Origin of the sequence: Vibrio albus (genome assembly GCF_003144035.1) — a bacterium.
Taxonomy (GTDB): domain Bacteria; phylum Pseudomonadota; class Gammaproteobacteria; order Enterobacterales; family Vibrionaceae; genus Vibrio; species Vibrio albus.
This window is the reverse complement of the sequence record NZ_QFWT01000006.1, coordinates 239,406-264,078: the sequence shown is the minus strand read 5'-3', so window position 1 is coordinate 264,078 and position 24,673 is coordinate 239,406. Positions and strand designations below refer to the sequence as shown.

Annotated in this window: 25 protein-coding genes and 1 rRNA gene; 4 read left to right on the top strand and 22 right to left on the bottom strand. The window is 47.3% G+C overall.

The features are described 5' to 3' along the window. The 4 genes from DI392_RS12815 to dusA all read right to left on the bottom strand — a co-directional run. Nucleotides 1-230 (bottom strand): 16S ribosomal RNA (locus tag DI392_RS12815); the annotation flags it as partial. 625 nt (nucleotides 231-855) lie between these two features. Further along, complete coding sequence (locus tag DI392_RS12805; RefSeq protein WP_109320279.1) at nucleotides 856-1,086, bottom strand: hypothetical protein; 231 nt, start codon at nucleotides 1,084-1,086, stop codon at nucleotides 856-858. 158 nt (nucleotides 1,087-1,244) lie between these two features. Continuing rightward, complete coding sequence (gene pspG, locus DI392_RS12800) at nucleotides 1,245-1,454, bottom strand: envelope stress response protein PspG (RefSeq protein ID WP_109320278.1); 210 nt, start codon at nucleotides 1,452-1,454, stop codon at nucleotides 1,245-1,247. 157 nt (nucleotides 1,455-1,611) lie between these two features. After that, nucleotides 1,612-2,607: a tRNA dihydrouridine(20/20a) synthase DusA gene (gene dusA, locus DI392_RS12795; protein WP_109320277.1), complete on the bottom strand. Its 996-nt coding sequence runs from the start codon at nucleotides 2,605-2,607 to the stop codon at nucleotides 1,612-1,614. Between the two features lie 242 nt (nucleotides 2,608-2,849). Between dusA and zur the strand changes: the two genes are divergently transcribed. Next, nucleotides 2,850-3,314 carry a zinc uptake transcriptional repressor Zur gene (gene zur / locus DI392_RS12790; protein WP_109320276.1) on the top strand — a complete coding sequence of 155 codons (465 nt, stop codon included), beginning with the start codon at nucleotides 2,850-2,852 and terminating at the stop codon, nucleotides 3,312-3,314. A 6-nt stretch (nucleotides 3,315-3,320) separates the two neighbouring features. Next, the gene (locus DI392_RS12785) at nucleotides 3,321-3,782 is read left to right on the top strand and encodes a chemotaxis protein CheX (RefSeq protein ID WP_109320275.1); all 462 of its coding nucleotides are present in this window, start codon (nucleotides 3,321-3,323) and stop codon (nucleotides 3,780-3,782) included. A 131-nt stretch (nucleotides 3,783-3,913) separates the two neighbouring features. On the opposite strand, the gene pgi is transcribed toward DI392_RS12785, so the two are convergent. Continuing rightward, nucleotides 3,914-5,566 carry a glucose-6-phosphate isomerase gene (gene pgi / locus DI392_RS12780; RefSeq protein WP_109320274.1) on the bottom strand — a complete coding sequence of 551 codons (1,653 nt, stop codon included), beginning with the start codon at nucleotides 5,564-5,566 and terminating at the stop codon, nucleotides 3,914-3,916. A 280-nt stretch (nucleotides 5,567-5,846) separates the two neighbouring features. Here pgi and DI392_RS12775 point away from each other — a divergent pair, with 280 nt between their 5' ends. Beyond that, nucleotides 5,847-6,266 (top strand): secondary thiamine-phosphate synthase enzyme YjbQ, encoded by a 420-nt coding sequence (locus DI392_RS12775; RefSeq protein WP_109320304.1) that lies wholly within the window; start codon nucleotides 5,847-5,849, stop codon nucleotides 6,264-6,266. 55 nt (nucleotides 6,267-6,321) lie between these two features. Here the strand turns inward: DI392_RS12775 and DI392_RS12770 are convergent, their stop codons facing one another. The 9 genes from DI392_RS12770 to DI392_RS12730 form a co-directional block, all read right to left on the bottom strand. Next, nucleotides 6,322-7,716, bottom strand: coding sequence for a replicative DNA helicase (locus tag DI392_RS12770; protein WP_109320273.1), 1,395 nt, complete (start codon nucleotides 7,714-7,716; stop codon nucleotides 6,322-6,324). Nucleotides 7,717-7,867: 151 nt separating this feature from the next. Beyond that, nucleotides 7,868-8,320 (bottom strand): 50S ribosomal protein L9, encoded by a 453-nt coding sequence (rplI, locus tag DI392_RS12765; protein WP_109320272.1) that lies wholly within the window; start codon nucleotides 8,318-8,320, stop codon nucleotides 7,868-7,870. Between the two features lie 33 nt (nucleotides 8,321-8,353). Then, on the bottom strand, nucleotides 8,354-8,581 hold the full coding sequence (gene rpsR, locus DI392_RS12760; RefSeq protein WP_000090471.1) for a 30S ribosomal protein S18: 228 nt from the start codon (nucleotides 8,579-8,581) through the stop codon (nucleotides 8,354-8,356). Between the two features lie 16 nt (nucleotides 8,582-8,597). Beyond that, nucleotides 8,598-8,900 carry a primosomal replication protein N gene (gene priB / locus DI392_RS12755; RefSeq protein ID WP_109320271.1) on the bottom strand — a complete coding sequence of 101 codons (303 nt, stop codon included), beginning with the start codon at nucleotides 8,898-8,900 and terminating at the stop codon, nucleotides 8,598-8,600. Nucleotides 8,901-8,908: 8 nt separating this feature from the next. Continuing rightward, nucleotides 8,909-9,286 (bottom strand): 30S ribosomal protein S6, encoded by a 378-nt coding sequence (gene rpsF / locus DI392_RS12750; protein WP_109320270.1) that lies wholly within the window; start codon nucleotides 9,284-9,286, stop codon nucleotides 8,909-8,911. A 288-nt stretch (nucleotides 9,287-9,574) separates the two neighbouring features. Next, complete coding sequence (gene rlmB / locus DI392_RS12745) at nucleotides 9,575-10,312, bottom strand: 23S rRNA (guanosine(2251)-2'-O)-methyltransferase RlmB (protein WP_109320269.1); 738 nt, start codon at nucleotides 10,310-10,312, stop codon at nucleotides 9,575-9,577. A gap of 14 nt (nucleotides 10,313-10,326) precedes the next feature. After that, nucleotides 10,327-12,804: a ribonuclease R gene (gene rnr / locus DI392_RS12740; protein ID WP_109320268.1), complete on the bottom strand. Its 2,478-nt coding sequence runs from the start codon at nucleotides 12,802-12,804 to the stop codon at nucleotides 10,327-10,329. 134 nt (nucleotides 12,805-12,938) lie between these two features. Next, nucleotides 12,939-13,574, bottom strand: coding sequence for a flagellar protein MotX (motX, locus tag DI392_RS12735; RefSeq protein WP_109320267.1), 636 nt, complete (start codon nucleotides 13,572-13,574; stop codon nucleotides 12,939-12,941). Between the two features lie 190 nt (nucleotides 13,575-13,764). Beyond that, the gene (locus DI392_RS12730) at nucleotides 13,765-15,066 is read right to left on the bottom strand and encodes an adenylosuccinate synthase (RefSeq protein ID WP_109320266.1); all 1,302 of its coding nucleotides are present in this window, start codon (nucleotides 15,064-15,066) and stop codon (nucleotides 13,765-13,767) included. Between the two features lie 147 nt (nucleotides 15,067-15,213). On the opposite strand from DI392_RS12730, the gene DI392_RS12725 reads away from it, so the two are divergent. Beyond that, the gene (locus DI392_RS12725) at nucleotides 15,214-15,399 is read left to right on the top strand and encodes a DUF2065 domain-containing protein (protein ID WP_109320265.1); all 186 of its coding nucleotides are present in this window, start codon (nucleotides 15,214-15,216) and stop codon (nucleotides 15,397-15,399) included. 82 nt (nucleotides 15,400-15,481) lie between these two features. Here DI392_RS12725 and hflC read toward each other — a convergent pair whose 3' ends face one another. The 8 genes from hflC to tsaE all read right to left on the bottom strand — a co-directional run bounded on the left by hflC (nucleotide 15,482) and on the right by tsaE (nucleotide 24,575). Further along, nucleotides 15,482-16,456, bottom strand: coding sequence for a protease modulator HflC (hflC, locus tag DI392_RS12720; protein ID WP_109320264.1), 975 nt, complete (start codon nucleotides 16,454-16,456; stop codon nucleotides 15,482-15,484). 2 nt (nucleotides 16,457-16,458) lie between these two features. Further along, nucleotides 16,459-17,649: an FtsH protease activity modulator HflK gene (hflK, locus tag DI392_RS12715; RefSeq protein WP_109320263.1), complete on the bottom strand. Its 1,191-nt coding sequence runs from the start codon at nucleotides 17,647-17,649 to the stop codon at nucleotides 16,459-16,461. Nucleotides 17,650-17,694: 45 nt separating this feature from the next. Next, a complete protein-coding gene (gene hflX / locus DI392_RS12710; protein WP_109320262.1) occupies nucleotides 17,695-18,984 on the bottom strand; it encodes a ribosome rescue GTPase HflX in 1,290 nt (429 codons plus the stop codon). 29 nt (nucleotides 18,985-19,013) lie between these two features. Beyond that, nucleotides 19,014-19,286 (bottom strand): RNA chaperone Hfq, encoded by a 273-nt coding sequence (gene hfq, locus DI392_RS12705; RefSeq protein WP_109320261.1) that lies wholly within the window; start codon nucleotides 19,284-19,286, stop codon nucleotides 19,014-19,016. 171 nt (nucleotides 19,287-19,457) lie between these two features. Further along, nucleotides 19,458-20,411, bottom strand: coding sequence for a tRNA (adenosine(37)-N6)-dimethylallyltransferase MiaA (gene miaA, locus DI392_RS12700; protein WP_109320260.1), 954 nt, complete (start codon nucleotides 20,409-20,411; stop codon nucleotides 19,458-19,460). After that, nucleotides 20,404-22,407 (bottom strand): DNA mismatch repair endonuclease MutL, encoded by a 2,004-nt coding sequence (mutL, locus tag DI392_RS12695; protein WP_109320259.1) that lies wholly within the window; start codon nucleotides 22,405-22,407, stop codon nucleotides 20,404-20,406. The genes miaA and mutL overlap by 8 nt, the downstream gene beginning before the upstream one ends. Further along, a complete protein-coding gene (locus tag DI392_RS12690; protein ID WP_109320303.1) occupies nucleotides 22,407-24,059 on the bottom strand; it encodes an N-acetylmuramoyl-L-alanine amidase in 1,653 nt (550 codons plus the stop codon). The genes mutL and DI392_RS12690 overlap by 1 nt, the downstream gene beginning before the upstream one ends. Nucleotides 24,060-24,113: 54 nt before the next feature. Beyond that, nucleotides 24,114-24,575 carry a tRNA (adenosine(37)-N6)-threonylcarbamoyltransferase complex ATPase subunit type 1 TsaE gene (gene tsaE, locus DI392_RS12685; protein WP_109320302.1) on the bottom strand — a complete coding sequence of 154 codons (462 nt, stop codon included), beginning with the start codon at nucleotides 24,573-24,575 and terminating at the stop codon, nucleotides 24,114-24,116. Between the last annotated feature and the right edge of the window lie 98 nt (nucleotides 24,576-24,673).

Genomic DNA, 24,673 nt, shown 5'->3' with positions numbered 1-24,673 from the left:
CGCAAGGTCCGAAGATCCCCTGCTTTGACCCAAAGGTATTATGCGGTATTAGCCATCGTTTCCAATGGTTATCCCCCTCATTAGGGCAACTTCCTAAGCATTACTCACCCGTCCGCCGCTCGACGCCCATAAACGCACCCGAAGGATTGTTGATGTCGTTTCCGCCCGACTTGCATGTGTTAGGCCTGCCGCCAGCGTTCAATCTGAGCCATGATCAAACTCTTCAATTTAAGTTTTTGTGTTCCGAAGAACGGCTCAATGAATACTGATTACATTCCCTATTCTTACGAATAGTGACTGTGAATTGACTGTGCTCTTATTGGTTTTCACTTTTCCTCTCTACTTAAAGAAAGGAGTAAAACAAAACAGCTTAAGACTGCTTCCCAACTTGAATTGGTCACTCAGTTCATTGATAAATCTTTTTGATTATCATCAACGAGTGCCCACACAGATTGATAGGTTTAAATTGTTAAAGAGCGTTGCTTTGAAGCTTTCCTCAAAGCGGACGGCCATTTTAGCGAGATAGATTTCAGTGTCAAACACTTTTTTCATATTTTATTCATTTAAAAAACAAACAAATAAAACAACCATCTTACTAAGGTATTTTAGCCTACTGAACACTGCTTAACCCTTGCGAGCCTTACCGTGTCAGCGAGGGGGCATTATAGAGATCGAAACTGTATTGGCAACCCTTTTTTTTGAGTTTTCTATAAAAAAAGAGATCTGCATAAAAAACGCTCTCCAGTGGGTATTTGTACACTTTTATTAAAGCTAGATTCACAGTTTATCCACAAAAACATTCCGGACCGTTTATAAAACAACCAGCTTCAACTACTCTATTGTGCCCCTTAGTGATTACTTATCCTCAATCCTTACCTGACGAAACCCAACCTCCATCGCCGACTCGGATGCCAAATCGATATCATAGTACTGACACTCTTCGCCGTCAGAATCAGTTAAAATGACAAAGCCGCCACGCACATGGCGAAATTCGACAACCCATCCCCCTTCCTGAATAGAAGGTTCGACAACAGCTTCCACCAGTTGGTGGTTCCTGTATAACGTGCGTAGTTCTGTCAGTGTCATAACACCCGCTCCTTCATTCCTCTATTAAAAAGGCTCCCGCTATTTAAGCATGGTCCATAACTGATGGTTTGCTAGGTGAATAATCTGTTTATTCCTATCGAATATAAAAGCACCACTTTATATAGTGGCGCTTCATGAATAGTTGTTGTGGTACTCTCTTAACGAGAACAATAGACGTGGTTCTTAAAGAACCAGACAGCAAGTCCTATTACCACCAACCAAGGTAACAGCTTCAGGGCGAACCCCAGCATCCCGAATAAAAACATCACTAGAAATGCAGCTCCGACAGCAAGAAACACCGTTATGACGGTTACACCAGTAAACAGAAGCATCCCTAAAAAAACCAGCAGGAATATAAATTCAAACATAGTTAGTCTCCTCTCTTTATAGTAAGAAGAGCAGGATTCAGACCAACTTGATGAAATAACTTACCCTTAATTTTCAAACAGATAAAAAAAGGCACTACTCAATCGCAGTGCCTTCTTCTGAATTATGTAGTAAATATCACCATACTATTGGTTATTTTCACACCCCCAGCTCTTTAGGTATTTTAGCCAAGGCAGCTTCTACCACCTCTAGCCCTGCGCCTTTTTTATGAGCATTTTCACTGATATAGCGACGCCACTGACGAGCACCAGGCATGTTCTGGAACAGCCCAAGCATATGTCTCGTAATATGTCCGAGATAAGCACCTTCAGATAGCTCTTTCTCTATATACGGATACATCTCTTCGACTATCTGGCTACGTTTCTTCACGGGTTTATCTACCCCAAAGATTTGCTGATCGACCTCTGCCAGAAGATAAGGATTCTGATATGCCTCTCTACCGACCATCACCCCATCGAGATGCTGAAGATGCACTTTCGCTTCCTCCAGAGTCTTAATACCGCCATTCACTGAGATGTTGAACTCAGGGAAGTCTTTTTTTATCTGGTAAGCTCGAGAATAGTCCAACGGTGGTATTTCCCGGTTTTCTTTTGGACTTAATCCACTCAACCAAGCTTTTCTGGCATGAATAGTAAAATCCTGACATCCACCTCTTTCCGCAACAGTACGGATAAAATCAGTAAGAAACTCATAGGAGTCCTGTTTGTCGATACCAATACGGGTTTTAACGGTAACAGGGATATCAACCACATCTTTCATTGCTTTCACACAATCGGCAACCAGATCAGCCTCAGCCATCAGGCACGCTCCAAACCGACCATTCTGCACTCTGTCTGACGGACAGCCCACGTTCAGGTTGACTTCATCATAACCCCGAACCGCAGCTTCTTTAGCGCAACGCGCAAGCTCCTCTGGGTTTGAGCCACCCAATTGCAAGGAGAGCGGGTGTTCTTCTTCGCTATACGCCAGAAAATCCCCTTTACCATGAATTATCGCACCCGTCGTTATCATCTCTGTATATAGCAAGGTTTCCTGTGTTATCAGACGGTGGAAATAACGACAATGTCTATCCGTCCAATCGAGCATGGGTGCAATGGAAAAGCGGCTAGCGTGGTATTTATCAGATAGCGTCATAGACTGGCCTTGATTAGGTTCTCAATAACAGGGGAGCAGATTCTAACGTAATCTTCACGCTTCCCAAAATGATAGTTTTATACCTGTATTTCCCTGAAATTCCCTCGTAATAACGAAACAGTGAATAAATCCTCTAATCTCTTGATCACATACTCAGTTTTGCCGTACTGTAGAAGCCGGCTCTCTAATCGACTTAATGTAGAGATGTAGTGTATTATTAAGGCAAGTCCAGTTATATAAGGGTGGCTAATTTGGACCAATCATTGCTAGAACAGGCTGAAGTCATTTGCAAATCTCGTGGTGTCAGATTTACTCCGCAAAGAAAACGGGTCTACGAGTTGATATGTGCAAACGAAGGTGCTTCTAGCGCTTATGACCTTTTAGAAAAACTGAAACAGAGTGAACCACAAGCCAAGCCTCCTACCATTTACCGTGCTTTGGACTTTCTCTTAGAGCAAGGATTAATTCACAGGGTTGAATCTGAAAACAGCTTCATATCATGTTGCTCATGTAGCGTTAACAAACACTACTCTCACCTGCTTATTTGTGACCAGTGTGGTAACGTAACAGAACTCCAAGATGATAGTCTGATAGCCTTGTTAGAAAATAATGCTGAAAAACACGGTTTTCGAATAACGAATCATGTTATCGAGACTCATGGCACGTGCCATAAATGCCTTGGTGATATGAAAGTACAAGATAGATAGAGTGTTATGCGCGCTGAATTTGTAAATCCGTTTTTAGCCTCACTAATGAATGTGCTAAAAACTATGGCTTCCCTTGAGTTGAAGCCTCAGAAACCCCGGGTAAAGAAAGATGAAATCGCCAGGGGTGATGTCTCAGGTCTGATAGGTATGGTTGGCCCCAAAACCAGAGGGTCAATGTCGATCACTTTTGATGAATCTCTGGCTTTGGAGATCATGCAGAATATGCTGGGTGAAAGGCCTAACGGACTGAATGAAGAAGTCACAGATATGGTGGGTGAAATCACTAATATGGTAACCGGCGGTGCGAAGCGTATTCTGTCCGACAGTGGCTTTGAATTCGATATGGCGACGCCAGTCGTGGTATCAGGTAAGGGGCACACTATCCGCCATAAATGTGAAGGTGCGATTATTATTATGCCTTTCACATCCGAATGGGGTAACGCTTTTATCGAAATCTGTTTCGAATAAGAAAAACCTGAATATCACTGAAAGATAAGAAGCCGATACGATTTATCGGCTTTTTTGTACCAGTAGGCCTAAAAAAAGCTGACACTCTACGTGCCAGCTTTTTATATTAACTCTTAATCAGAATAAGACGATTAAGCGCGAAGTGATTTAAACGCGTTGATCAGACCATTGGTTGAACTGTCGTGAGAATCAACTGGTGATTCGTCAGCAAGCTCTGGCAGGATCTGATTTGCAAGCTGTTTACCCAGCTCTACACCCCACTGGTCAAATGTGAAGATGTTCCAAATCACGCCCTGAACGAAGATCTTGTGCTCGTACATCGCAATCAGGTTACCCAGAGAACGTGGGGTAATTTGCTTAACAAGAATTGAGTTCGTTGGACGGTTACCTTCGAATACTTTGAAAGGAACCAGATCTTTCACTTCTTCAGCAGATTTACCCGCAGCAGCGAATTCAGCTTCAACTTGTTCTTTTGTCTTACCAAATGCCAGCGCTTCTGTCTGAGCAAAGAAGTTAGACATCAGTTTCTGGTGGTGATCACCTGTTGGGTTGTGGCTGACTGCCGGAGCAATAAAGTCACAAGGGATCAGTTTCGTTCCCTGGTGGATCAACTGATAGAACGCGTGCTGACCGTTAGTACCTGGTTCACCCCAGATAATTGGACCAGTCTGATAATCAACAGGGTTACCGTTACGGTCAACAAACTTACCGTTAGATTCCATGTTGCCTTGCTGGAAGTACGCAGCAAAACGATGCATGTATTGATCGTATGGCAGGATAGTTTCTGATTCTGCACCGTGGAAGTTGTTGTACCAGATACCGATCATAGCCAGGATTACCGGCAGGTTCTGTTCAAATGGAGTGTCAGCAAAGTGGTTATCCATTTCATGAGCACCGGTCAGCAGCTCAACGTAGTTGTCGAAGCCCACACCCAGAGCAATAGACATACCGATAGCAGACCACAGAGAGTAACGGCCACCGACCCAGTCCCAGAATTCGAACATGTTCTCAGTGTCGATACCGAACTCAGATACCGCTTTACCGTTAGTCGACAGCGCAGCAAAGTGTTTTGCTACATGCGCTTCATCACTGGCAGACGCCAGGAACCAGTCTCGGGCTGTGTGCGCGTTGGTCATGGTTTCCTGAGTCGTGAAGGTTTTTGAAGCCACCAGGAACAGAGTCGTTTCCGGATCGACTTTTTTCAGTGTTTCAGCGATGTGCGTACCATCAACGTTAGACACGAAGTGCAGGCTCAGGTGATTTTTATACGGAGCCAGAGCTTCTGTCGCCATATAAGGCCCCAGATCTGAACCGCCGATACCGATGTTCACAACATCCGTAATTGCTTTACCTGTGTAACCTTTCCAGTCACCAGAAATAACACGTTCAGTAAATGCCTTAATTTTTTCCAGAACCGCATTAACGGCAGGCATTACGTCTTCGCCATCAACCATTACCGGCTTGTTACTGCGGTTACGCAGAGCGGTATGTAGAACGGCACGGCCTTCTGTCTGGTTGATTTTTTCGCCAGAGAACATGGCATCAATCGCCGCTTTCAGTTCAGTCTCTTCTGCCAGAGCGAACAGTTTTTCCATTGTTTCCTGGTTGACCAGGTTCTTAGAGTAGTCAACCAGAATGTCTGACCCGAACTTTGCTGAGAAATGTTCAAAACGTTCTGCATCCTGGGCAAAAAGCGTTTTCAGATCCATATCTTTAGCTGTTTCAAAATGAGCAGTCAGTGCTTTCCAAGCTTGTGTTTGCGTTGGATTGATATTTTTCAACATGGTGTATATCCCGATGTTACAGTAGGTTTTATTCAGTCATCCACAGGGACATTCCCGTGATGCTGAATCCCCGTTTAGCAAAAAGAAAGTTGTATCATTTTCGGCCTCCCGACTAAAGCCGAAAAGCCGTAAAGTTGTTATTAATTTTCAGCGTGAGATTATGGCGCAACTTATATCTGCTATTCTTGAGATAGGTCACGTAACCCCCGATCTTAGGCTATCGTTGAAAAACCTTAATAGTAAAATACCGTTATGCCAAGTTTATCCGGAATTTTTCTCTATGTGGACCCAAAAGACGCTGCATCTTGCCCCTAAACGAAGGGGATTCCATCTGATCACTGATGAAATTGAACAACAACTCAGTGAAATTCATTCACTTTCTGTCGGCATTGTGCATCTGTTTATTCAGCATACTTCTGCAAGTCTGACACTGAATGAAAATGCCGATCCCACAGTCAGAACCGATATGGAAAGCCATTTCAACCAGTTTGTCCCTGAACGGGCCCGTTATTACCGTCATACCTATGAAGGTGATGATGACATGCCTGCACATATCAAATCTTCCATACTCAGTGCTTCCGTTTCCATCCCGATCAGCAATGGCAGACTGGCTCTCGGCACCTGGCAGGGGATCTATTTGGGTGAGCACCGCAACCACGGCGGCTCAAGGCGAATTATCGCGACAGTAAACGGTGAGTAAAATCAGATAAAATAAAGGCCTGAGTCGTTCAGTTACTCAGGCCTCAGGCAAGTACTTATTCGTCATCAAACGCCGGGCCGGCGTAGTTATCGAAACGGGAAAAATGCCCCTGGAAGGTCAGACGAACGGAACCGATCGGGCCATTACGCTGTTTACCGATAATAATCTCAGCAATCCCCTTGTAGCTGCTGTCAGGGTTGTACACCTCATCACGATAAATAAACATAATCAGGTCGGCATCCTGCTCAATGGAGCCGGATTCACGCAAATCCGAGTTTACCGGGCGCTTGTCGGCACGTTGTTCAAGGGAACGGTTGAGCTGCGACAGCGCCACCACCGGCACATTAAGCTCTTTTGCCAGTGCTTTAAGCGAGCGGGAAATCTCTGCAATTTCCAGTGTACGATTGTCGGTCAGAGACGGTACACGCATCAACTGAAGGTAGTCGACCATGATCATACTGAGGCCACCATACTCGCGGGCCACACGGCGGGCACGGGAGCGGACCTCTGTCGGCGTCAGACCGGAACTGTCGTCAATAAACATGTTTTTCTTCTCCATCAGGATCCCCATGGTAGAAGAAATACGTGCCCAGTCCTCATCATCCAGCTGCCCGGTACGGATCTTGGTCTGATCCACGCGAGACAACGATGCCAGCATACGCATCATCAGCTGTTCGGCGGGCATCTCCAGAGAGAAAATCAGTACCGGTTTGTCCTGTTGCATGGCTGCGTTTTCGCACAGGTTCATGGCAAATGTGGTCTTACCCATAGAAGGACGAGCCGCCACAATGACCAGATCCGAGCCCTGCAGACCGGCGGTTTTCTTGTTCAGATCAGTAAATCCGGTATCCACTCCAGTCACACCATCCTGAGGCGTTTTGTACAACAGCTCGATACGCTCAAGGGTTCTTTCCAGAATATTATCGACATGCTGAGGACCTTCATTCTCACTGGTGCGCTCTTCTGCAATAGCGAAAACTTTACTCTCAGCCAGATCGAGCAGGTCTTCAGAGCTGCGCCCCTGAGGATCATATCCCGCATCGGCGATTTCATTGGCGACACCAATCAGGTTACGCACCAGAGCACGCTCTGCAACGATATCCGCATAGGCATTGATGTTGGCGGCACTTGGTGTGTTCTTCGCTAAATCGGCCAGGTAGGCAAACCCACCAACGTCTTCCAGTTGCTCTCGCTGTTCAAGGTATTCTGATATAGTAATCAGGTCGAGCGGTTTGCTCTCTTCCAGAATACTTTTGATGCCATCAAAGATAAAACGGTGTGGACGACTATAAAAATCTTTTGTAACCACTCTTTCCGCAACCGTATCCCAGCGTTCATTGTCCAGCAGTAATCCCCCCAGAACAGACTGCTCTGCTTCTAAGGAATGCGGGGGAACTTTTATTGCGTCAACCTGAGAATCGTTCGGTTTTTTGTTTCGGAAATCAGCCATGGTAACACTCAACCTCTATTTGTGACGGTCTATTATAACGGCTATCACTGCATTGTAATGTACAAAAGTATCCTTTCGGATAGATGTCGATTTTCTTGCATAAAAAAACACCGACACAAGGCCGGTGTTTTTAATCATTTTAATACTGAGATTACTCAGCAGCAACAACCTGTAGGTTAACTGTTGCAAATACTTCAGAGTGAAGTTGAACGTTGATTTCGAACTCACCAGTAGTACGTAGAGCACCTTCTGGAAGACGAACTTCGCTTTTAGCAACTTCAACACCAGCAGCAGTGATAGCATCAGCGATATCGCGAGTACCGATAGAGCCGAACAGTTTGCCTTCATCACCAGCTTTAGAAGCAATAACAACTGCTTCAAGTGCGTTAACTTTCTCAGCGCGAGCTTCAGCAGCAGTCAGTTGCTCAGCAACTTTTGCTTCTAGTTCAGCACGACGAGCTTCGAACATTTCAAGGTTAGCTTTAGTAGCCATAACCGCTTTACCCTGAGGGATAAGGAAGTTACGAGCGTAACCTGATTTAACGTTAGCTGTATCGCCAAGACCACCTAGGTTACCGATTTTATCAAGTAGAATAACTTGCATTGTTTAATCCTCTTTCTTAATAAAAAGAACCGATTACTGATGCTTATCAGTGTACGGCAGTAGGGCTAGGTAGCGAGCACGCTTGATAGCGCGAGCTAGCTGACGCTGATACTTAGCGCTTGTACCAGTGATACGGCTAGGTACGATTTTACCAGCTTCAGTGATGTAGTTTTTCAGAGTTGCTACGTCTTTGTAGTCAATCTCTTGTACGCCTTCTGCAGTGAAACGGCAGAATTTACGACGACGGAAGAAACGAGCCATGGGCTATCTCCTGATCTTAAATTTGAGTAATGTTGTCGGCATGTAACACTAATTTACCTACGCCATTCCGGCCGGTCTGATAAGCGACAAAACCGCTTACTTTAATGTTGCTGCCTTGTACTAAATCTTGAGTTAATGTTTGTGACCTTTGCCCGCTGACGACTACCGGCATACGACAATAAACTTGTCTGGGTAAATCAGCTTCAATGATGGTAGAGCGGTGTTCCAGCCAGAACCGGCAATGCTCTATCCCCACAGGGCTTTTACTTCGAATAGGAGGTTTAGCAACAGAGCCGCTTAACTCCATCCGATTGGTCATACAATCAATTACTCAGCAGAAGCTGGTTTAGCTTCTTCACGTTTAGCTGCACGCTCGTTACGCTCTTCTTTCTGCTTAAGCATGATAGAAGGCTCAGTTACAGCTGCTTTAGTACGCATAACCATGTTACGCAGAACTGCATCGTTGAAACGGAAAGCAGTTTCTAGTTCATCAACTACAGCTTGGTCAGCTTCCACGTTCATCAGAACGTAGTGAGCTTTGTGAAGCTTGTTGATTGGGTAAGCCAGTTGACGACGACCCCAGTCTTCCAGACGGTGTACAGTACCGCCAGCTTCAGTGATAGAACCAGTGTAACGCTCGATCATGCCAGCAACTTGCTCGCTTTGATCAGGGTGCACCATGAATACGATTTCATAATGACGCATTTGGTTGCTCCTTACGGATTATTCAGCTTCCACAATTGGCCCGGTCATCCAGAGGAAGCAAGGAACTAATAAAAAGTGACCGAGAATTAAGGACGGGGAATTGTATAGAAAGAGAGCGGTAAGGGCAAGGGGTATTTTAAAGAGACTAGAAAGATTACAGAGCGCTTCGCTTGAGAATACAGAGGGAAAAAATTTCCATCTCTGTATTCTGTCAGGGAGCCTGCGACCGCTCTGTAATCTATCCTGTATAGTTTCTCGTTTCTAGCCGCGCAGCGGTATAGTTTCTATTTAAAGGCTTCGCTGCCTTACCGCTTCAAACAGGCAAATGCCGGTTGCAACCGACACGTTCAGGCTTGATACACTGCCCGCCATCGGGATTTTAATCAGATCATCGCAGGTTTCACGGGTCAGACGGCGCATACCATCACCTTCAGCCCCCATCACAATCGCCAGCGGACCGTTCAGCTTGCTCTGATAAATATCATGAGTAGCTTCACCTGCCGTACCGACAAACCAGATGCCCTGCTCCTGCAATGCCCGCATGGTACGCGCAAGATTCGTCACCCTAACCAGAGGAACTGTTTCAGCCGCGCCACAAGCCACTTTGCTCACTGTCGCGGTCATCGGGGCTGACTTATCTTTCGGTACAATTACCGCCGCTACACCAGCCGCATCGGCATTCCGCAGGCAGGCTCCTAAATTGTGCGGATCCGTCACGCCATCCAGAACCAGCAGCAAAGGCTGTTCATGCTGAGCCAGTATCTGGTCCAGATCGTTCTCATTCAGGGCCTTAGCCGGTTTTACCCGGGCAATAATCCCCTGGTGGTTGGCACCTTTGGCTTTGTCATCCAGAGCCTTTCGGCCCATTTGCTGGATAGAAATACCAAACTGCTGCAATTGATTCAGTACCGGCATCAGACGATCATCCTGACGCCCCTTCAGTACAAAGGCTTCAATAAATCGTGCCGGATCTTTTTCCAGCACCGCTTTCACGGCATGTATACCGTAGATAAATTCGTTACTCATGATTCACTCTGAAACTATTTGTTTTTACTCTTACCACGCGCTTTGTTCGCCTTCGTTCTAGACTTTTTCTTCCGCGCTTTCTCTGCTTTGCTTTTCGTGTGGGCCGGGTTCTTTTTATCTGAATTATCCTTAGAACCATCCGGACGCTTTGTCGGCTCGAACATCGGCTTAGCTTTTCCACCTGCCCTTTTCGCTTTTACCGCCGCTTTCTTTTGAGACACAGCTTTTTTCTCTGCCTGAGCAGCCCGCTTTTTCGCTGTTTTTCCTTTGCCGCGTAGCTTACGACTTGTTTCCACTAATTCAAAGTCAATTTGCCGGTCATCCAGATTCACTGACAACACTTTGACTTTTACGACATCGCCAAGGCGGTAAATCTGACCGGAACTTTCACCAAGCAACCGGGCACCGGCCGGGTCAAAATGATAATAATCATTCGCCAGCGTAGAAATGTGGACGAGGCCGTCAATGTGCAGCTCAGACAGGCGGACAAAGAAGCCAAAGCCGGTGACATTCGCAATCACGCCTTCCATCTCTTCACCCACATGATCCTGCATATATTCGCATTTCAGCCAGTCCGCGACTTCACGTGTCGCATCATCAGCCCGGCGTTCCGTCATTGAACACTGCTCACCGTAGAAGTCCATATCATCGAAGGAATAATGGTAGCCCCCTGTTGGCGTCCAGCGATCCCGGTTTTTGCCTTCATGTTTGGCGATCAGGTATTTAAGCGCCCGATGCAGCAATAAGTCCGGATAACGGCGGATAGGCGATGTAAAGTGAGCATAACGCTTCAGAGCCAGACCAAAGTGCCCGGCATTATCAGCGTTATACACCGCCTGCTTCATGGAGCGAAGCAGCATGGTCTGAATCAGCTCTTTATCCGGCCTTTCCCCTATCGCATGCATTAATTTAGCGTAATCGAGCGGCGACGGCTCCAGACCTCCAGACAGCTCCAGCCCCAGCTCTCCCAGAAAGTCGCGGAATCCGGTCAGGCGCTCCTCTCCCGGAGTTTCATGGATTCGGAACAAGGCCGGCTCTTTCAGTTTTTCCACCAGAGAGGCAGAGGCAATATTGGCCAGAATCATACACTCTTCGATGATTTTATGGGCGTCATTGCGAATCACCGGCTCAATTCGATCAATCTTACGCTCCGCGTTAAAGATAAATTTGGTCTCTACCGTTTCGAATTCAATAGCCCCACGATTATCACGGGCCCGCTTGAGCACCTTATACATCTGGTGCAGCTCTTCCAGATGCGGAACCAGAGAGTCATATCGTTCCCTGAGTTCGCTATCCCCTTCAAGAATGCTGTTTACCTTGGTATACGTCAGACGGGCGTGCGAGTTCATCACCGCTTCATAATGTTTGTAGCCGGAGAGTTTACCTGTCGCAGAGACGGTCATTTCGCATACCATGCACAACCTGTCGACCTGAGGATTCAGAGAACAGAGCCCATTGGACAGCACTTCGGGCAACATAGGGACAACCTGCGAAGGGAAGTACACAGAGTTCCCCCGGTTTATCGCTTCCTTATCCAGCGCCGAATCTGGTCGGACATAATAACTGACATCCGCAATTGCGACCCACAGACGCCAGCCGCCGCTTGGCTTGGCTTCACAATAGACGGCATCATCGAAGTCACGGGCATCTTCACCGTCAATGGTCACCAGCGGCAACTCACGCAGATCGACCCGTCCTGCCTTAGCCTCTTCCGGCACTTCTTCTCCCAGCCCGGAGATTTGTTGTTCTACCGCTTCAGGCCATTCATGCGGAATATCATGGGTACGGATAGCGATCTGCGTTTCCATTCCCGGAGCCAGATTTTCCCCTAACACTTCAACGACTTTACCGGCCATACCCCGGGAACGGGTAGCTCGATCCGTTATCTCGGCAACGACTACATTCCCCATGCGGGCTCCCATACGTTCGTCGTTCGGGATCAGAATATCGTGAGTGATACGGGAATCATCAGCCACCACATAGGCATAGCCATATTCCAGAAACAGGCGACCCACGATCTGTGACTTCCGTTCTTCCAGAACCCGGACCAGACGCCCTTCCTTACGTCCGCGTTTATCCTCTCCAAAAGGCTGAACCAGAACGTAATCACCATGAATAATGGTACGCATCTGATGATGAGGAAGCAGAAGATCATTGTCTTTGTTCACGCTACCGTCTGGCCTTACCCAGCCATGCCCGTCTTTATGGCCTATTACGTATCCTTTGACCATCTCCAGCTTGTCCGGCAACGCATAGCACTGGCGTCGGGTAAAGACCAGCTGACCATCTCTCTCCATTGCCCGGAGACGGCGACGTAACCCTTCATACTGCTCTTCCCCGGATAATTCCAGAGCCTCGAACAGGTCATTACGGTTCATTGGCACATTCGCTTTGGTCAGAAACTCGAGAATAAACTCCCTGCTGGGTACCGGGTTCTCGTATTTTTCGGATTCTCGCTTGGCAAAGGGGTCTTGATTCGTCTGTTCAGACATAGATAAACCTGCTTAAAGAAGGGGTGATACTGTAAGTATATAGAACTGCATCGAAAATAAATAACGAAAACTAAAAATATAAACGCCCCGCATTAGCGAGGCGTACAGGTATAAAACGGATACGGCTTACTGGATTACCAGAACACATCTCTCCGTTTGGCTCTGGCAATAATATTCTGCGGCATTCTCTGTTCCAGCCCGGAACGTAATATGGTGATGCGTTTATGCGTACGTTGATCTGCCGTGACTGAGTTATACAGCCAGCGGTAAGCATCTTCATAATCCAGCGGGCTACCGTAATCACGCAGCAAGAGTTCAGCTAAATGGATACGAGCATTCAGGTTCCCCATGGAAGCCGCCTCACGAAGATAGGGGATCGCACGCTCTTTATCCTGTTGCACCAATGTCCCCCGGGAATAGTAACGCCCCAGTTGCTCCAGCGCCGATGCCAGCCCCTGATGAGCCGCATTTTCCATATAGTAGAGGCCAAGTTCGACATCCTGGTCCACGCATACGCCCCACGCAAGCATGTCACCGTATAAAAACTCATAAGCAGGCAAGTTAATACGCGTTGCCCGGGCAACGATATCTTCCACCAATTGACACTTATCAGCCTTCACTCTTTCCAGATGTTTATTTTGATCGATCAGATTTATCAGCTCAGCTTCGGTGTATATTGGTACAGGCTCACCCACATCGGGCAACTCAGCACGAGCGAAAGACGAACCCAGTAACAATGCCATCGAAGCGGCTACAGCTTTCAGCTTCATACCCGCTCTCTTTTTTCATACCGTGCTTTGGTTATCGGCAACTATTGTCTCTACTTTAGACAAAAAATAATCAGCATGAGGCAATATTTTGCCACACCGGTCCCAAAAGATCCTATGGGATCCTTTGTGACGGATACAAAAAAACCGGCATCAAAGCCGGTTTTTCTTAGATTCTATTGAGTTAAAGGCATTACGCTTTGTTAAACGGATGTACCTTAATAATAGTTTCGTTGCGGTCAGGGCCGGTTGAAATAATATCAATCGGAACACCAGTCAGCTCTTCGATACGTTTAATGTAATCCAGTGCCGCTTGTGGCAGATCATCCAGTGATTTTACACCGAACGTATTTTCAGACCAGCCAGGCATGGTTTCATAAACCGGTGTCACACCTTCGTAGGCATCAGAAGCCATTGGAGACACTTCCAGCACGCTGCCATCTTCCATTTTATAGCCAGTACAGATTTTCAGCTCTTCCAATCCGTCCAGTACGTCCAGCTTAGTCAGACAGAAACCTGTTACTGAGTTGATTTGAATAGCACGACGCATCGCAACAGCATCAAACCAGCCACAACGACGCTTACGTCCGGTAGTGGCACCAAATTCCTGACCTTTAACGCCAAGGTGGTTACCAATTTCGTCATCAAGCTCAGTAGGGAAAGGACCGGCACCAACACGGGTACAGTACGCTTTCGCAATACCCAGAATATAGCCAAGGTAGCGAGGACCAAAGCCAGAACCTGCCGCTACACCACCAGCGGTAGTGTTAGAAGAGGTCACGTATGGGTAAGTACCGTGGTCGATGTCCAGAAGAGTGCCCTGAGCACCTTCGAACATGATCTTGTCGCCACGCTTGCGTGCCGCGTCAAGTTCATCTGTAACATCGATAACCATTGAAGTCAGCAGGTCAGCGTAACCCATAGCCTGCTCCAGAACGTCTTCGTAGCTCACTGGCTCTGCTTTATAGAAATGCTGCAGTTGGAAGTTGTGATAATCCATCACTTCTTTCAGCTTTTCTGCGAACGTTTCTTTATCAAACAAGTCACCAACACGAAGACCACGACGAGCGACTTTATCTTCATACGCTGGACCGATACCACGACCAGTCGTACCAATCGCTTTTTTACCACGAGCCGCTTCACGCGCCTGATCCATTGCGATGTGATAAGGAAGAATCAGTGGACAAGCCTCAGAAATGAAAAGACGCTCACGGACCGGAATACCGCGCTCTTCCAGAGGCTTCATTTCATTAATTAGAGCATCCGGTGAAAGAACAACACCATTACCGATAACACATTTGACGTTATCGCGAAGAATACCGGATGGAATCAAGTGAAGAACGGTTTTTTCACCGTCAATGACTAAAGTATGACCTGCATTATGACCGCCCTGATAGCGAACCACATATTTTGCATCTTCCGTTAAAAGGTCAACAATTTTCCCTTTACCTTCGTCACCCCACTGGGTGCCTAGAACGACTACGTTATTTCCCATCTTTCCAAGTCTGATTGCTAGTTAAAAATGGATTCTAGCACCTTAAGAGACGTCTTGCAGTCATTTTTTAAGCATAAAAATGTCATATTTGCTTAACCCCATAAATAATCGGAGAATATCCACAACTTCTTATCCAAAGGAACTCATATGACACATTCGATTTGGCTGGCTCTGGGGCTGGTCTTAATTGCGGAAGGTATCGGGCCGCTTATTGCTCCTGGCGGATGGAGGAAAATGGTCGAACAGCTAAGCCGCCAGCCAGATAATGACTTAAGGCGGATAGGTGGTTGTCTGGTTGTGGCGGGTGCTGTCATCACTTATATGGTGCTTTGAGCTTCGCCGTTTTCTGAGCATGACCAGATAAAGAAAAGGCTCCCCGAAGGGAGCCTCAATATCTGCTGACTAACCGATACAATTACTTATCTAACCGGCCTTTGGCATCTTTCATATATCTAAAGAAATCACTGTTCGGATCCAGCACCAGAATATCACCCTTACTGCTGAATGATTTTTCATACGCTTTCAGAGAACGCAGAAAGCTGAAGAACTCAGGATCCTGATTGTACGCATCAGAATAAATCGCTGCCGCTTGTGCATCCGCTTCACCTCGTGTCACACGAGCCGTTCTGTCTGCTTCTGCAAGAATGGTCGCCACTTCCAGTTCGGCCTGAGCACGGATAATTTCCGCCTGCTCCTGACCCTGAGAACGGTGACGACGAGCAACGGTTTCACGTTCTGCCCGCATACGCTTATAGATAGACTCACTGATTTCATCCGGCAGGTTGATTTTCTTCATTCGGAAATCAACCACATACACACCAAGGTCTTCCATTGCACTGATACGGGTTGTGACCAGTACATTTTCCATGATCTTATCGCGCTCACCGTCGACTTCCAGAGCCTGCTTAACAGCAGCAGTCTCAACGATACTATCCGTATCAGAGGTAACGATATCTTCACGCGGACCAGAAACAATCTGTTTAATCTCACGCGAACCGATTTCTGAACGCAAGACATCAGTAACCTTACGTTCCAGCAGCAGCTGTGCTCTGCCGGTATCACCACCACCAGTGGCTACATAATATTTACCGAAATCCTTAATACGCCATTTTACGTAGGAATCGATGATAACGTCTTTTTTCTCTGCGGTTACGAAACGGTCAGCTCGTCCGTCCATCGTCTGAATTCGGGCATCCAATGCTTTCACCGTATCAAACAGCGGAAGCTTGAAATGCAGTCCCGGTTCATAGACTTTAGACATACCGCTATCGTCTTTCAGTACCCGCGCAAAACGGATGACAAAACCACGCTCGCCTTCAGGGATCACAAACACCGACATTAGAACGACGATTAATGCGACGACAACAACAGGGATCAGTAACTTACGCATTATTAATATCTCCCTTGACGAGTGCTGGTTGAACGAGTTGAAGAGCTATCTTGTGTATTCGTGCGCTGAGAGTCCAGTTCGATTTGATCATACCCTGCACCAGATTTAGCCTGACGTTTGGTTTGAGTCGCACCGGCAGATTGTTCCGCCAGCTTATCGATTGGCAGATACAGCAGATTACCGCTGGATTTAGAATCAATCAGAACCTTAGAAGAGCGGGAATACACTTCTTCCATCGTATCAAGATACAAACGATCACGTGTTACTTCAGGTGCAGCATGGTATTCCGGCAGCAGTTTTTCAAACTGAGCCACCTGACCATGAGCTTCATTAATCGTACGCTCACTGTAACCCTGAGCTTCTTTTTTCAGACGCTCAGCACGACCTGTCGCTTTCGGCAGAATTTCGTTCTTGTACGCTTCCGATTCACGAATATAACGCTCTTCATCCTCTCGGGCAGCAATCGCATCATCAAATGCGTCTTTTACCTGCTCTGGTGGACGGGCATCCTGGAAAGTCACATCAACAACAGTCAGGCCCATATCGTAATTATCGATAATATTATTCAGCTCAACCTGTGTGCTCTGACGGATCACCTGACGACCGCTGGTCAGTGTGCTGTCCATCAAAGAGTCACCGATCACGGCACGCAATGCTGAATCCGTTGCCTGACGTAAACTATCGTCAGCGTTAGTCACACGGAACAGATACTTATAAGGATCCGATACGCGGTACTGCACCACCATCTCAACATTAACGACGTTTTCATCTTTGGTCAGCATCAGGCCACTGGCCTGCAGCTGTTGGATTCGCTGAACGTTAACCGGTGTGACTTCGTCGATAAACCGAGGACGCCAGTTCAGACCTGGTTCCACGGTATGATGATATTTACCCAAACGAAGGACGACCCCTCTTTCCGCTTCTCCAATGGTATAGAAACCGGAGAAAACCCAGACGACAGCCAGTACAACCACAATCAGCCCAAGGCCAATTGCGCTGCCACCACCGCCAAATGAAGGTACCCCACCTTTTTTACCAAATCTTCCACCCAGCTTTTGACTCAGCTTGCTGAACACTTCGTCTAAGTCTGGCGGACCTTGATCTCGGCCACCGCGATTATTGTTATTCCCCCAAGGGTCATTATCGCGACCATTATTGCCGTTGTTATTATTACCAGGCTCATTCCACGCCATTAGAAAGCTCCATCATTAGATATGACGTTATACTGTAGCAGTCCTTTAGTGAACGATAAAGTCACTCAGAACTGCCTCTTCTCTTTTCACAAGTCTAGACCAATCTACTTGTTGCATTCGAATATCGATCAATAAGTTACCATCTTGTTCATATTCTTCAAACTGAATACACCTCATTTCAAAGAATAAACTGCGTAGTCGCCCCTGATACTGAGGAGGAATTCGCAAACGATACTGCACCATCTGGCTGGCTAAACGCTCGGTCAGAGCCTGAAACAGAAGATCCATACCTCGGCCTTCCATTGCAGATACCCAGACAGTTCTTGGTATCCCTTCATCATCCCGCTCAATACGCGGCTGTTGCCCATCAAGATTGTCAATCTTATTCATGACCAGCAGAGAAGGCACCTCATCGGCTTCAATCTCTTCCAGAACAATATTGACGGCTTCGATATTCTCACGAAAACGGTCATCACTGGCATCCACAACATGTAACAAAATGTCAGCTTCCTGAGTTTCTTGCAATGTCGCTTTAAATGCCGCGACCAGATCATGCGGCAGGTGACGAATAAAACCTACGGTATCAGCCAGAATCGTTGGGCCAACATCGTCCAGCTCAAGTTTACGCAGAGTCGGATCCAGGGTGGCAAACAGTTGATCAGCGGCGTATACGCCAGCTTCGGTAATGCGGTTAAACAGTGTGGACTTACCGGCGTTGGTATATCCGACCAGGGAAATAGTCGGTATTTCCGCCCGGTTTCTCGCCCGTCTACCCTGTTCACGTTGTTTTGCAACTTTATCCAGGCGGCGTAAAATCGCCTTTATCCTGTCACGCAAAAGACGGCGGTCGGTCTCCAGCTGGGTTTCACCCGGGCCACGCAGACCAATCCCCCCTTTCTGTCTCTCAAGGTGAGTCCAGCCCCGGATCAAACGAGTGGAAAGGTGGCGAAGCTGTGCCAGCTCAACCTGTAATTTACCTTCGTGGGTACGAGCGCGCTGGGCAAAAATATCCAGTATCAGACCGGTACGGTCCAACACTCGGCACTCACAAAGCTTCTCGAGGTTTCTTTCCTGGGCGGGAGAGAGGGCGTGATTAAAGATCACAATTTCGGCATCCGCGGACTGAACAGCCTGCGCAATTTCTTCGGCCTTACCCTCTCCGACATAGTATTTGGGGTGCGGAGCCTGTCGGCTGCCGGTGATTACCTGCAGCGTATTGACTCCGGCGGAAGAAACCAGCATTTCGAATTCGCTGAGATCCTCCCACTCACCCTCTTGCGTAAAGTTGATATGAACAAGAATAGCCTGCTCACCGGCTTCATAACGGTCAAACAAGCAATCAGCTCCTTATCATTTGAATAATTTTACTGTTGATCTTCAGATTTCTCGTGTGAACGCTCTTGCGGAGCGCGATCATTATTGCTGTGGTGCGATACAGCACGAGCCGGAACCACAGTTGAAATAGCGTGCTTATATACCATTTGGTTAACGGTATTTTTCAGCAGGATCACAAACTGGTCGAAAGACTCAATCTGTCCCTGTAGCTTAATACCATTGACCAGGTAGATGGATACCGGTATACGCTCACGACGGAGTGCGTTTAGAAACGGGTCTTGTAGAGATTGCCCCTTAGCCATTTTTATTTTCCTTAATAGTTTGTAGTTGTAGTAATTTAGCTATTGGTACACTGCAAGTAAGTTGCTGCTTTTGCATCAGAGCTAAATAAATCAAAAAGTATCGTCCACTCCTCAAATGAAGATCACTTTCGATACCATCACGCAAAAACGATCACATTATACACAGCAATATCAATCTGATGCCATACTCTTTGCTTCTGAGTCTAACACTTCAGACACTATTGTGACTGCCTGTTCAATGTTCTCGCTATCTAACCAAGTTAAATTATCCCAGCTGCGTAACCAGGTAATCTGCCGCTTGGCCAATTGACGGGTGGCACAGATACCGCGGAAAACCGCTTCATCCAGCGTGCTGTTCCCGTCCAGATAGTCCCACATCTGCCGGTACCCCACACAACGAATGGAGGGTAAGTCATGATGAAGATCCTTTCGAGCATAGAGTGATTTCACTTCATCTTCAAATCCGGCTTCAATCATTTTATCAAATCTGAGCTCAATTCTCCGGTGAAGCTCTGCTCTATCCTTTGGAGCAATTGCGAACTGCTGAACCCGAAACGGAAGTGTTTCTCCCCGCTTCTGGGTCAGTTCCGTTAACGTTTTACCTGAAATCCGGTAAACTTCCAATGCTCTGGATAACCTTTGAGGGTCATTTGGATGTATTCTTTCAGCCGAGACGGGATCGAGATCTCGTAACTGCTGATGCAAATGAGCCCAGCCTAAGCTTTTCGCTTCCTCTTCAATCTGTCGGCGCACCTCAGGATCTGCCGCAGGAAGTGGCGATAACCCTTCTAATAGAGCCTTGAAATACAACATAGTTCCGCCGACAAGCAGAGGAATTTTACCTTCTGCAACAATCGAGTTCATTTCATTTAAGGCATCGCGTCTGAAATCAGCGGCAGAATAGGCCTCTTTCGGGTCCAGAATGTCAATCAGCCGATGAGGGGCTTGTTTCTGCTCCTCCTGGTCCGGCTTAGCCGTCCCGATATCCATTCCCCGGTAAATCAGCGCAGAATCGACGCTGATGATTTCCACCGGATACTTGTTCCGGAGACGGATGGCTAAGTCCGTTTTACCCGATGCAGTCGGCCCCATCAGAAACAGGGCGAGCGGTAATGGTTTATTCATGGTTCAACTTCGCTATCGTGGCAGAAAAGTCTACAGTCCGGACAAAAAGACGGTCGTTAAGCGGCAGTTGCTGCTGCCAGAGCTGTTCCAGTTCTGAAACAATCTGAATACCTTCCGATAAAGTGTAGCTGCTTTTTGTCTTCAGTAACTCACCAGCCAGCCACTGAGTCACATCTCTGGCCGTTTTCTGCCGATTCTCAGAATCAAAAGCGAGATAAGATAACAGATCCGGAATTAATTGTTGCAGATTTTGTTGCCTGAGTGGCTGAGGAACCGCCATGACCATCAACGAGTCACTTCCTTTGCTCTTTAGGTGAATAGCAAACTGTTTCAACAGAGCCTCATTCACTTGCATCGCTTCCAATAACTGACTGTCCAGCTTCATGGATAATGGAACCAGCAGTGGCTGTGGTACCAGAGCAGACTGATCAGTCATCATCTGTCCAACCAAGCGGTACCATTCAGCCCTGACTATTGAGAGCAGTACCGGTCCGGCATCGGATAATATAAGCAAATAACAGTCATCCACAATGGCAACGGCTTTGCCCAGTTGCTCAGGTAGTTTCTCTGAATCCGCAGGTTGACCGGCCGACATAGGCTGATAAGTAGCAGACGGCTCATCCGCTGAAGCAACAGGCTTCGATGAAAGCGGGGCCGGAGTTTCCGTCCGTAATAGTTCCTGGTACGCTTTCACCTCTCGTTGAGAGGGTGCTGAAGTCCTGGCGTTCTGCTCTGATGCCTTTTGCTCTCTACGCTGACGCCCATCAGAATGGCTCCATTCTCCACCACTTTTACGTGGGTAGTCCGGTGTCCGGGCGACCGCTTCCATTACCTGCTCCGGAACAGACCGGGTGACCGGATAAGGTTTTGATTCTCTTGTCATTGCCGACTTTTCCAGGGCATCTGTTTCTGGAATATCAGTCTCAGAAGAAACAGGGGCCTGCGGCTTCACTTCAGTCTGGTAAGCCGACTCAGCAGTCTCCGGCACATCAATATAAGCACTCTGTGCCAGAGCACCAGCCAGTGCCTGATAAATAAAATCATGCACCAGACGAGCCTGATGAAAACGGACTTCGTGTTTGGCCGGATGGACATTCACATCCACTTGGTGCGGATCGATCTCAATAAAAAGCACATACGCAGCAAACTGCTCAGGCCTTAAGCTGGTTTCATAACTCTGCCGAATGGCGTGGTTGATCAGCTTATCCCGCATCATTCGGCCATTCACGTAGCAGTACTGTAAATCACTCTGCTGGCGAGCGCCTTCCGGAGTTGTAATCCAGCCGTGCAGTTTTAAGTCATTGTGCTCAAGCTCTATCTTCAGCATATGGCGGACAAATGCCGCTCCACACACCGAAACCAGTCTCTTTTCTGCCTGAGTCTCGTTTTTAGCAGCCCGGTACTGACGCACCATTTTGCCGTTATGGCGCAGATTCATTGTCACATCAAAACTGCTCAGGGCAATACGCTTCAATAGCTCATCGATATGGGTAAACTCGGTTTTTTCTGTGCGAAGAAACTTTCGCCTTGCCGGCGTATTAAAGAAGAGATCCACGACTTCAACCGATGTCCCTACCGGATGAGCTGCAGGCTGAAGCTGAACCGCCATATCCCGGCCTTCACTGTAAGCAGACCATGCCTGTTCCTGAGCCGCAGGACGTGACGTCATCGTCAGTCTGGAAACAGAGCTAATACTGGCCAGAGCCTCCCCACGGAAACCTAAGCTCATAATCGCTTCCAGATCATCCAGCGAGTGGATTTTTGATGTCGCATGGCGGCTAAGGGCCAGTTCCAGCTCTTCTTTGACGATGCCTTTACCGTTATCCCGGACACGGATCAGCTTGCTTCCCCCTTTTTCTATATCAATATCGATACGGGAAGCACCGGAATCAAGGCTGTTTTCAACCAGCTCTTTTACGACCGAAGCGGGCCTTTCTACCACTTCACCAGCAGCAATCTGGTTTGCCAGCCGGGCTGGCAGGATTTTTATCGTCATTATTTATTCGGGATAATTAGGTACTGACCGATGGCTAGCTGATCAGAATGAAGTTTATTGACCTGACGGATACTATCAACGGAAACACCATACTGGTGAGCAATCTTCGTCAAAAATTCACCCCGTTTTACAATGTGTTTACGAATCGGTCTATCCTTCAGTTTTACCGTGATCCTGAGTTTCTGTCCGACCCATAATGTATCGGATTTCAGGCTATTCTGCTGTCTGATACTAGCAACCGATACTTTGTATTTCCCTGCTATCTGCCCCAGATACTCTCCGCGCTGAACCTTGTGGGTAATTATTTCGGTTTCCACCGGGTTTTTAACCTTAGCAAGAACAATAGGCTTTCCACCCGGAATCATCAATACCTGACCAATCGCAAGACTGGTACTTTTCAGACTATTTGCTTTAGTCAAAGCCGACGTACTAACCCCGTATTTCTGAGCAATAATCGACAGTGACTCACCCCGGGCTACCGTATGCTTACTCGCCGCTTTACGCTGTGCAAAGAGAGTACCTTCCGGCGCATTGTCTTCAAAATAGGTTACGATGGCTTTTGCTAACGCCCTGGCCAGTTTATCCTGATGTGAGCGTTGGGTAAGCAAGCGTTCTTCCGTCGGATTAGAAATAAACCCGGTTTCCACCAGCACAGAAGGTATATCCGGTGACTTCAGCACCGCAAGGCTGGCATGTACGGGTTTTTCCTTATGCAGGCGGGTCACTTTGCCCATTTCACGCAAAATATTTTGCGCCACTTTAAAGCCTTCTTTCTGTGAATGACTGAATTGCAGGTCGAGTAAGGTCTGGCTGATATTTTTGTCATTGTTATTTTTTGCCAGCACCTCACCGGCACCGCCAAGTAACTCAGACTGCTCTTCATGCTTTTCTACCCAACGGGCAATCTCTGAGTTTGCCCGGCGGGTATTCAGGACGAAGACAGACCCTCCGCGAGGTTCGGGAGAACGGAAACTATCAGCGTGCACAGAAACCAGCATATGAGCCTTATTCTTACGAGCTATTGAAGAACGTTTATTCAGATTGACATAATAATCCCCGGTTCGGGTCATCACCGCTTTAACACCAGGAACCCGGTTTAGCTGGGCGGCTATCTTACGGGAAATGGCAAGTGTCACCGTCTTCTCATAATGACGCTTGGGACCAATTGAGCCAGGGTCTTCCCCACCATGTCCGGCATCAATAGCGATAACAATATCCGCATTTCCGGCCAACTGAGACGCATCCCGGCTAACCGACGGGGTATTGTCAGGTTCGGACACCAAATCGGGTACCGGATTATGCGGTAGATCAACCACCAGACGATGTCCGTACTGTCCACCCGGAGTCGGTTTTAACTTAAAAATATTCGGGGTAACTTTGGTCTTCATTTCAAAGACCAGCCGGTAAGTGCCTTTTTCCGGAGGGGAGCTCTTACGGATTTTGGTCAGAACCTTACTGTCTGAAACCTTGATAGGTAACTTTGTCTTTAATGCCGTCTGCTTCAGATCAACCACCAGACGGTTAGGGCTGGATAGAGTGAAGTAACTGAATGTCGCCTCAGAGTGGAGATCGATAACCACCCGAGTATCATCCGGAGATGGCCACACACGGACGCTTTCCAGCGTATTGGCATACGCAGGAAAAGCGAGCATGATAAACAAACTGACTACGAGCAGACTCAGAGCCCGGACTTGCTTAAAAATCAATTACAACTCCAATCGTTCAAGCAAAGAACATCCATACGGGTTATTCGCAATAAGTCGAGCAATTCTCTGCTCACCGTTATAACGCATTTCGATATCCAAATCAGCTTCCGGTAGCAAACCAAAACCTTTCTCGGGCCACTCAACCAGACAAAGCGCGTCAGAGGTAAAATAATCCCGGATGCCCATAAACTCCAGTTCTTCCGGATCGGCCAGCCGATACAGATCAAAATGATATACCTGCCAGTCTGCCAGTTTATACGGTTCAACTAAAGTATAAGTGGGACTCTTCACATTCCCCTGATGCCCTAAGGCACGGACAAAGCCACGGCTAAACGTCGTTTTTCCGGCACCTAAGTCACCATGCAGATAGATGGTGGTTTGCTGAGAGCATAAATGGGCCAATTTTGTGCCCATCGCTACAGTTGCCTGTTCATCTGCCAGGGTCAGTTCTTTCGTACTCATTGAATGCATAAATCTAAATACCAGCTATCGACTATATAAAAACCAAAAGACTTCGAATAGTAAACCCTGTTGGTTTTGAGAGACAAGACTTCATCTGT